General features: G+C 58.6%; 9 protein-coding genes. 3 read left to right on the top strand and 6 right to left on the bottom strand.

Annotated features, from left to right (window positions below; genetic code table 11):
- The first annotated feature begins 33 nt into the window (after positions 1–33).
- Positions 34–1,842 carry an aminopeptidase P family protein gene (locus CAF79_RS21210; protein WP_085700145.1) on the top strand — a complete coding sequence of 603 codons (1,809 nt, stop codon included), beginning with the start codon at positions 34–36 and terminating at the stop codon, positions 1,840–1,842.
- Here CAF79_RS21210 and CAF79_RS21215 read toward each other — a convergent pair.
- Positions 1,835–2,743 carry a LysR family transcriptional regulator gene (locus CAF79_RS21215; protein WP_085700146.1) on the bottom strand — a complete coding sequence of 303 codons (909 nt, stop codon included), beginning with the start codon at positions 2,741–2,743 and terminating at the stop codon, positions 1,835–1,837. The two genes, CAF79_RS21210 and CAF79_RS21215, sit on opposite strands and share 8 nt — an antisense overlap.
- Before the next feature lie 112 nt (positions 2,744–2,855).
- Between CAF79_RS21215 and CAF79_RS21220 the strand changes: the two genes are divergently transcribed.
- Positions 2,856–3,854 carry a zinc-dependent alcohol dehydrogenase family protein gene (locus CAF79_RS21220; RefSeq protein ID WP_085700147.1) on the top strand — a complete coding sequence of 333 codons (999 nt, stop codon included), beginning with the start codon at positions 2,856–2,858 and terminating at the stop codon, positions 3,852–3,854.
- Here the strand turns inward: CAF79_RS21220 and CAF79_RS21225 are convergent.
- Both CAF79_RS21225 and CAF79_RS21230 read right to left on the bottom strand, forming a co-directional pair.
- Positions 3,851–4,441 carry a 2-hydroxychromene-2-carboxylate isomerase gene (locus CAF79_RS21225; RefSeq protein WP_085700148.1) on the bottom strand — a complete coding sequence of 197 codons (591 nt, stop codon included), beginning with the start codon at positions 4,439–4,441 and terminating at the stop codon, positions 3,851–3,853. The genes CAF79_RS21220 and CAF79_RS21225 overlap by 4 nt on opposite strands.
- Before the next feature lie 37 nt (positions 4,442–4,478).
- Positions 4,479–5,207, bottom strand: a complete 729-nt coding sequence (locus CAF79_RS21230) for an SDR family oxidoreductase (protein WP_085700149.1) — start codon at positions 5,205–5,207, stop codon at positions 4,479–4,481.
- 92 nt (positions 5,208–5,299) lie between these two features.
- Between CAF79_RS21230 and CAF79_RS21235 the strand changes: the two genes are divergently transcribed.
- Positions 5,300–5,869 (top strand): TetR/AcrR family transcriptional regulator, encoded by a 570-nt coding sequence (locus tag CAF79_RS21235; RefSeq protein ID WP_085700150.1) that lies wholly within the window; start codon positions 5,300–5,302, stop codon positions 5,867–5,869.
- A gap of 7 nt (positions 5,870–5,876) precedes the next feature.
- On the opposite strand, the gene CAF79_RS21240 is transcribed toward CAF79_RS21235, so the two are convergent.
- The 3 genes from CAF79_RS21240 to CAF79_RS29340 all read right to left on the bottom strand — a co-directional run.
- A complete protein-coding gene (locus CAF79_RS21240) occupies positions 5,877–6,158 on the bottom strand; it encodes a hypothetical protein (protein ID WP_085700151.1) in 282 nt (93 codons plus the stop codon).
- A 168-nt stretch (positions 6,159–6,326) separates the two neighbouring features.
- A complete protein-coding gene (gene rhtA / locus CAF79_RS21245) occupies positions 6,327–7,214 on the bottom strand; it encodes a threonine/homoserine exporter RhtA (RefSeq protein ID WP_085700152.1) in 888 nt (295 codons plus the stop codon).
- A 9-nt stretch (positions 7,215–7,223) separates the two neighbouring features.
- On the bottom strand, positions 7,224–7,422 hold a 199-nt coding region (locus CAF79_RS29340), incomplete at its 5' end, for a hypothetical protein (protein WP_218191883.1).

Raw genomic sequence — 7,422 nt, forward strand, 5'->3', positions numbered from 1 at the left:
ACAATAACGATGAAGTGATTGGCAGGAGACATGATGAGTACCCAGACTTTGACCGATGGAACGGTTCCCCAGCGCCTCGCGCACACCCGTGAACTGATGCGCCGCGAAGGTATCCACGCGTTGCTGGTGCCGTCCGCCGACCCGCACCTGTCGGAATACCTGCCGGGTTACTGGCAGGGCCGGCAATGGTTGTCGGGTTTCCATGGCTCGGTGGGTACATTGATTGTCACCCCCGATTTCGCCGGGGTCTGGGCCGACAGTCGCTACTGGGAACAGGCGACCAAGGAACTCAAGGGCAGCGGCATCGAACTGGTGAAACTGCAACCGGGTCAGCCGAGCCCGCTGGACTGGCTCGCCGAACAGACGCCGGAAGGTGGCGTGGTCGCGGTTGACGGTGCGGTGATGGCGGTTGCGTCGGCGCGTACGCTGGGCAGCAAGCTCGAAGCGCGGGGCGCCAGTCTGCGTACCGACATCGACCTGTTGAAAGAAGTCTGGAGTGATCGCCCGGCGCTGCCGAATGCGCCGATCTACCAGCACCTGCCACCGCAGGCGACAGTCAGCCGTGGCGAGAAACTCGCCAAACTGCGCGAAACCCTGCAGGAGCGCGGCGCCGATTGGCATTTCATCGCCACCCTCGACGACATCGCCTGGCTGTTCAACCTGCGCGGCGGCGATGTGTCGTTCAACCCGGTATTCGTTTCTTTCGCGCTGATCAGCCAGCAGCAGGCCACGCTGTTTGTCGCACTGAGTAAGGTCGATGCAGAGTTGCGTGCCGTGCTGGAAAAAGACGGCGTGACCGTGCGTGACTACAGCGAAATCGCTGATGCCCTGCGTGCGATTCCGAGTGGCGCGAGCCTGCTGGTGGATCCGGCGCGGGTGACCAGCGGTCTGCTGGACAACCTCGACAGTGGCGTGAAACTGGTCGAAGGCCTGAACCCGACCACACTGGCCAAATCGCAGAAGAGCCTGGCAGACGCCGCCCATATTCGTCAGGCGATGGAGCAGGATGGCGCGGCGCTGTGCGAGTTTTTCACCTGGCTGGAATCGGCCTGGGGGCGCGAGCGCATAACCGAGCTGACCATCGATGAAAAACTCACGGCAGCCCGTGAGCGTCGTCCGGATTATGTGTCGCTGAGTTTCAACACAATTGCCGCATTCAACGCCAATGGTGCGATGCCGCATTACCACGCCACCCCGGAAGAGCACGCGGTGATCGAGGGTGACGGCTTGTTGCTGATTGACTCCGGTGGCCAATATCTGGGTGGTACTACCGACATCACGCGGATGGTGGCGGTCGGTACGCCAACCGAAGAGCAGAAACGCGACTGCACCCGCGTCCTGAAAGGTGTGATCGCGTTGTCCCGCGCCCATTTCCCTAAAGGCATTCTGTCGCCGCTGCTGGATGCGATTGCCCGCGCGCCGATCTGGGCCGAGAACGTGGATTATGGCCACGGCACCGGCCACGGCGTGGGTTACTTCCTCAACGTTCACGAAGGTCCGCAGGTGATTGCCTATCAGGCGGCGCCAGCACCACAGACTGCCATGCAACCGGGGATGATCACCTCCATTGAACCGGGCACGTATCGTCCGGGCCGCTGGGGTGTGCGGATCGAGAACCTGGCGATGAACGTTGAAGCGGGAAGCAGCGAATTCGGCGAGTTCCTCAAGTTTGAAACCCTGACCCTGTGCCCGATCGATACCCGTTGCCTGGAACCGTCGTTGCTGACGCAGGAAGAAAAACAGTGGTTCAACGCCTATCACGCCGAAGTGCGCGAGCGTCTGAGCCCGCTGCTTGATGGCGCGGCACTGGAATGGTTGAAGACGCGTACTGCCGCTATCTGATCGGTTGAAGCTCGGGCGCTGCAGCCAGCGCCCGGGTCATGAAGTCGACAAACGCGTTGACCCTGGCGGACTGGCGACGGTTCACCGGGGACACGGCGTGTATCGGCAATGATCGGGTCTGGTAGTCCTGCAACAGGGCGATCACCCGACCGGCCTTCAAATCCTCGCTGAACAGCCAGACCGGTGACAGCGAAATCCCCAGTCCTCCCAAGACCATTTCGCGGATCGCTTCGGAGTTGTTGCTCTGGGCATTGCCCTGGATGCGTACGTCGTGATGTTGGCCATCCTTCTCGTAGGTCCACAGGTTCTGAGTGCTGAGCAGGTTGAATTGCAGGCAGTTGTGCTGCGCAAGATCCTGAGGTGATTGTGGGTGACCTTGGCGTCGCAGGTAATCGGGCGTCGCCACTGTGAGCCGGTGGGTGGTGCCGATGCGTCGGGCGATCATGCCGCTGTCGTTCAAATCGCCGATGCGCAGGCTGACGTCCAGGCCTTCACTGACCAGATCCAGATTCTGATCGCTGAGTTGCAGGTCGACCTGCACCTGAGGGTAGCGTTGCAGAAAATCCGCCAGTCGCGAGGCAATCTGCAAACGGCCGAAACTGACGGATGAGCCGATTCGTAGAGAACCGGCCACGGTTTCCCTGCCGGACTGGAAACGGTGCTCGGCGGCATCCACGGCTGCGAGGATATTTCGACATTCGTTGTAGTACCGCTGACCTTCATCGGTCAGTGACAACTTGCGCGTACTGCGGGCAATCAGCTTGCCGCCCAATTGATTTTCAAGGGCGCGCAGAACTTTGCTGATAGTCGGCTGGGTGGTGTGCAGTTCCCGGGCAACGGCGGAGAAACTGCCACGTTCGACTACCCGGACGAAGATGGCCATTGCGTTTAGCTTGTCCATAAAGCGCCTCATTCATGCCAATTCGGCATGCTCACTATAGTCATTTGGCTTCTTATCGGCATAGGCCTGTTGCGGGAACATGGTTTCACTTTCTCCGACAGGAATGACCGAAATGACTGACTCACTGAACATGAAAGCCCTGATGGTGGACCAGGCCAATGGGCCGTTACGCTTGGTTTCCCTGGAACGGCCTGTGGCTGGGGCTGGACAGGTACTGGTGCGGATCAAGGCCAGCGGTGTGAATCCGCTCGATCTGAAAATTCGTGCGGGGCAGGCCGCCCATGCCCGGCAACCGTTGCCGGCAGTGTTGGGACTGGATCTGGCTGGTGTGATCGAAGCAGTGGGTGAGGGCGTGCAGGGATGGGCGCCGGGCGATGAGGTGTATGCGTTAGCCACGGGCATTGGCGGCGCGCAAGGATCGTTGGCCGAGTTTGCAGTGGTGGACGCACGACTGCTGGCGCGTAAGCCTTTGAACCTCAGCTCACGTGAGGCCGCAAGCTTGCCATTGATACTGATCACCGCTTGGGAAGGTCTGGTGGATCGGGCTCGGGTGGGGGCGGGGCACAACGTGTTGATTCACGGTGGTGCGGGCGGTGTCGGGCATGTGGCCATTCAACTGGCTCGTGCATTCGGTGCTGAAGTCTATGCCACGGGTTCTGCGGGACAACGCTCGATCATCGAGGGCTACGGTGCGACGTTCATTGATCATCGAGAGAACTCGGTGGAGGACTATGTCGCCAGGTTCACGGCGGGGGAAGGGTTCGACATTGTCTATGACACGGTCGGCGGCGAGACGCTGGACGCATCCTTCAAAGCAGCACGGATCTATAGCGGGCATGTGCTGAGCTGTCTCGGTTGGGGGCAGCACAGTCTGGCGCCGTTGTCGTTTCGTGGGGCCACGTATTCGGGAGTGTTCACCTTGCTGCCGTTACTGACCGGCCGAGGCTGTGAGCATCATGGCGAGATCCTGCGACAGGCTGCTGCCTTGATTGAGTCCGGCCAATTGCGCCCGTTGCTCGATCCGCGTCGGTTTACGCTGGAAACTGCCGGGGAAGCCCATGAGCTGCTGGCAACGAAGGCAGCTCAGGGGCGTCTGGTGGTGGAGATTTAGCGAAGGGCTTGCGCCACGAAGTCGAGCCGGTCCTGACCGAAGAACAACTGGTTGTCGATGAACATGCTCGGCGCACCGAAGACGCCACGCTTCACGGCGGTTTCGGTATTGTCCTTGAGTGCAGCCTTGACTGCTTCATCATTGGTCAATGCCAGTACCTCTTCAGGATGGAAGCCATGTTCGGTCAGCACGGCGGCAACGGTTGCCGGTTCATCGAGAGGACGGCCTTCAACCCACAGCGCTTTAAACAGGCAATCGATGAATGCCTGGAAGCGATCGGGATGACGCAGTTGAATACCGGTGACCGCGCGCATCAACATCAGGGTATTGATCGGGAAATGCGGGTTGAATTTCAGGGGCACGCCGTAGCGTTTGGCGTAACGGTCCAGGTCCTGAAACATGTAACGACCCTTGGCCGGGATCATTGCCGGCGATGCGTTGCCGGTGGCCTTGAAGACGCCGCCCAGCAACATCGGAATGTAGATCAGTTGAGCGCCGGTTTCGGCGCAGATCCTTGGTAGCTGGGTATAGGCCAGGTAGGTGGCGGGGCTGCCGAGATCGAAATAAAACTCCACGGTTTTGCTCATGTTCGCTGCACTCTGTTTTTGTTATCGGGGAGGGGAATTACCAGCGCTCATTCCATGGACGCAGATCCAGTTCGAACGTCCAGGCGTCCCGGGGTTGGCTATGCAGATACCAATAGTTCTCGGCGATATGGTCGGGATTGAGAATACCGTCCTGATCCTTGGTGGCGTATTTGTCGGGGAAGTTGTCGCGGATGAAGTCGGTATCGATGGCGCCGTCGACCACGACATGGGCGACGTGGATGTTCATCTGGCCAAGCTCCCTGGCCATGCTCTGTGCCAGAGCCCGAATACCGTGCTTGGCCCCGGCGAATGCGGCAAAGCCTGAGGCACCGCGCAATCCTGCAGTCGCGCCGGTGAACAGGATGGTGCCACGGTTACGGGTCACCATCCGTTTGGCGACTTCGCGGGCATTGAGGAATCCGGAAAAACAGGCCATTTCCCAGATCTTGAAATACTTGCGGGCGGTTTCTTCGAGGATGCTGCAAGGAACGTTGGCACCAATGTTGAAAACGAATGCTTCAATCGGGCCCAGGCGGGTTTCGATATCTTCGATCAGCGCTATCACGTCTTCTTCCTTACGTGCATCGCAGGCAAACCCGTGGGCTTCCCCGCCGTCCGCCTGAATGGCTTCCACCAACGGCTGCAATTTGTCGGCGCTGCGGCGCGTGACGCAAGCGATGAAACCTTCCTTGGCGAAGCGCTTGGCGATGGCGCCACCTGTGGCATCACCTGCACCGACAACCAATACGACCTTCTTGTTATTCATGGGTGGATCCCTTTAGTAAACGATCGTTAAGTGAACGAACGTTATGCTAGGATCCGCTGAGCGTCAAGGCACTCAATTGTGGGGACAAATACATGCGGTACTCCGCCGGTCACAAGCTGGAAACGAAAGAGAAACTCCTGCAAAGCAGTTCGCTTTCTGCGAAAAGAAACGGGTTCTCATCAATGGGTGTCGATGGACTGATGAAGGCGATCGGCCTGAGTGGAGCGGCGTTCTACAGCCACTTCTCGTCCAAGGACGCGTTGTTTGCGGCTATCGTCGAGCGCGAGTTGTGCCAGAGTCTGGAACGCTTGGGCGGGCAGGGTCCGCAAGATCGGGAACGGCTGGAGCGATGCCTGAAACTGTATCTGAACATGGCTCATGTCGAGCAACCTGAGCTGGGCTGCGCATTGCCTGCACTGGGTGCCGAGATTGCGCGGTCGGATGTTGTTGTGCGAGAACAGGCCGAACTGTGGATTTGTAAGCTTCAGGAAAGTTGGGCGCAGATTCTGGAAAGCGACAGCCTGGCCTGGGCGATTCTGTCGCAATGTGTCGGGGCGCTGGTGGTGGCGCGTATGCTGGCGTCGCCAAAAATTCAGCAGCGGGTGCTGAGTTCCTGTCATGAAGAGATCGGGAACCAGCTCGCCGCTACGCGAGCGCAATAGTGGCGGCCTATTTGCAGATGACGATCATGCTGCGGCTGGTGTAACCGGCAGGATTGAGGCCGAAGGGGTAATCACCCGGCTCCTCCACGGCATCACCTGATTTTGCGATGACCTTATAGCCTTTCGGTGCACAAGAGTTTGCGGCGCTGGTGTAGCACTTGTCCCAAGAGGAGGATAGCCCCGAACAGTTGATGTGCAGCCCCTTCTTGCCATGCTTGACCTGGGTTTTCGACGTCGCCGCACAGCCTGCAATGGCGAGTATGGCGATCAGTATCAAAATTCGTTTCATTACCGTCCTTATGGCGGCCTCGAGTCTGGCGCTCGGGTCTGCCTGTATGCGCTCTCGCTTGAAGCGTTCTGATGTCCCTATCCGAAAAAATCCATGTCTGGCATTGGGTTGCGAGGCTAAACATGGCCTAAATGAGCGCCAAATGCCAGATCTTCGTTCAATCCCGTTTCAATCTGCCGCGATCGCGGGTTTGGCAGTGCTGCCCATAGTCATGGTCGCACCGACGGAGGCCAGAATAATGCACAGGATCGCCATCCATTGTGACAAAGAAAGGTATTCCTGAAGGAATAGCAGGCCCGACAGTGCGCCAAAGGCCGGTTCGATGCTCATAAGCGTGCCGAAGGTGCGGGCGGGCATGCGGGTGAGAGCGATCATTTCCAGTGTGTAGGGAAGGGCTGTGGACAAGATCGCGACCCCGATCGCGATCGGGATCAATGCGGGTGTCAGCAGTGCGCTTCCGGCATGGACGATGCCGATGGGGGCGACGAACAGGGCTGCGATCATCACGCCAAGCGCCGCAGTAGTCACGCCGTTATCTGCGCCGGCCTTTTGACCGAACAGAATGTACAGTGCCCAGCAAACGCCGGCTCCCAGCGCATAGCCTGCACCGATCAGATCGATACCCGCTTCGGTGGCGCCGGTCGGTATCAGTAACAGCAATCCGATGGCCGCCAGAACTATCCAAAGAAAATCGATCGCGCGACGTGAGGTATAGATGGCGACTGCCAGCGGGCCAGTGAACTCCAGGGCGACGGCGATGCCGAGCGGAACAGTGCGCAATGACATATAGAACAGGAAGTTCATGCCGCCTAGGGCCATCCCGTAGACAATCACTGTGCGTAGCGACTTTGCCGTCAGCTTCGCTCTCCAGGGTTTGAGCAGTAACAGCATGATGATGCTGGCGAAGATCAGGCGCAGAGTTGTCGTGCCTTGAGCGCCAACGATGGGGAACATGCTTTTGGCCAGCGAGGCGCCGGACTGGATTGATGCCATGGCTATTAATAGAAGGCCAACCGGGAACAGGGTTGAGGCAAGGCTGCGGGGTTGGTCGTTCATTGCGAGGCATCATCCGAGAAGGTAGCTGGTGTATTGGGCAATATAGTGCGCACTCGCTGCGTTCGCGTCTATATAGAAGCGGCGTTTTCCTAAGGTTGATAGAAAACTCAAATTAAGTGTTGACGGCAGATTCTGAGTCTCTATAATTCGCCCCACTTCCGGCGCAGTCGAAACGGAAAACTCCTTGATATTCAATGAGTTAAGTAAG

Source organism: Pseudomonas sp. B26(2017), assembly GCF_002113045.1.
GTDB lineage: Bacteria > Pseudomonadota > Gammaproteobacteria > Pseudomonadales > Pseudomonadaceae > Aquipseudomonas.

Excerpts from the sequence above, each read along its gene's own strand:
- CAF79_RS21210 (WP_085700145.1), top strand. The coding sequence starts at position 34 with ATGAGTACCCAGACTTTGACCGATGGAACGGTTCCCCAGCGCCTCGCG.
- CAF79_RS21215 (WP_085700146.1), bottom strand. The coding sequence starts at position 2,743 with ATGGACAAGCTAAACGCAATGGCCATCTTCGTCCGGGTAGTCGAACGT.
- CAF79_RS21220 (WP_085700147.1), top strand. The coding sequence starts at position 2,856 with ATGACTGACTCACTGAACATGAAAGCCCTGATGGTGGACCAGGCCAAT.
- CAF79_RS21225 (WP_085700148.1), bottom strand. The coding sequence starts at position 4,441 with ATGAGCAAAACCGTGGAGTTTTATTTCGATCTCGGCAGCCCCGCCACC.
- CAF79_RS21230 (WP_085700149.1), bottom strand. The coding sequence starts at position 5,207 with ATGAATAACAAGAAGGTCGTATTGGTTGTCGGTGCAGGTGATGCCACA.
- CAF79_RS21235 (WP_085700150.1), top strand. The coding sequence starts at position 5,300 with ATGCGGTACTCCGCCGGTCACAAGCTGGAAACGAAAGAGAAACTCCTG.
- CAF79_RS21240 (WP_085700151.1), bottom strand. The coding sequence starts at position 6,158 with ATGAAACGAATTTTGATACTGATCGCCATACTCGCCATTGCAGGCTGT.
- rhtA (WP_085700152.1), bottom strand. The coding sequence starts at position 7,214 with ATGAACGACCAACCCCGCAGCCTTGCCTCAACCCTGTTCCCGGTTGGC.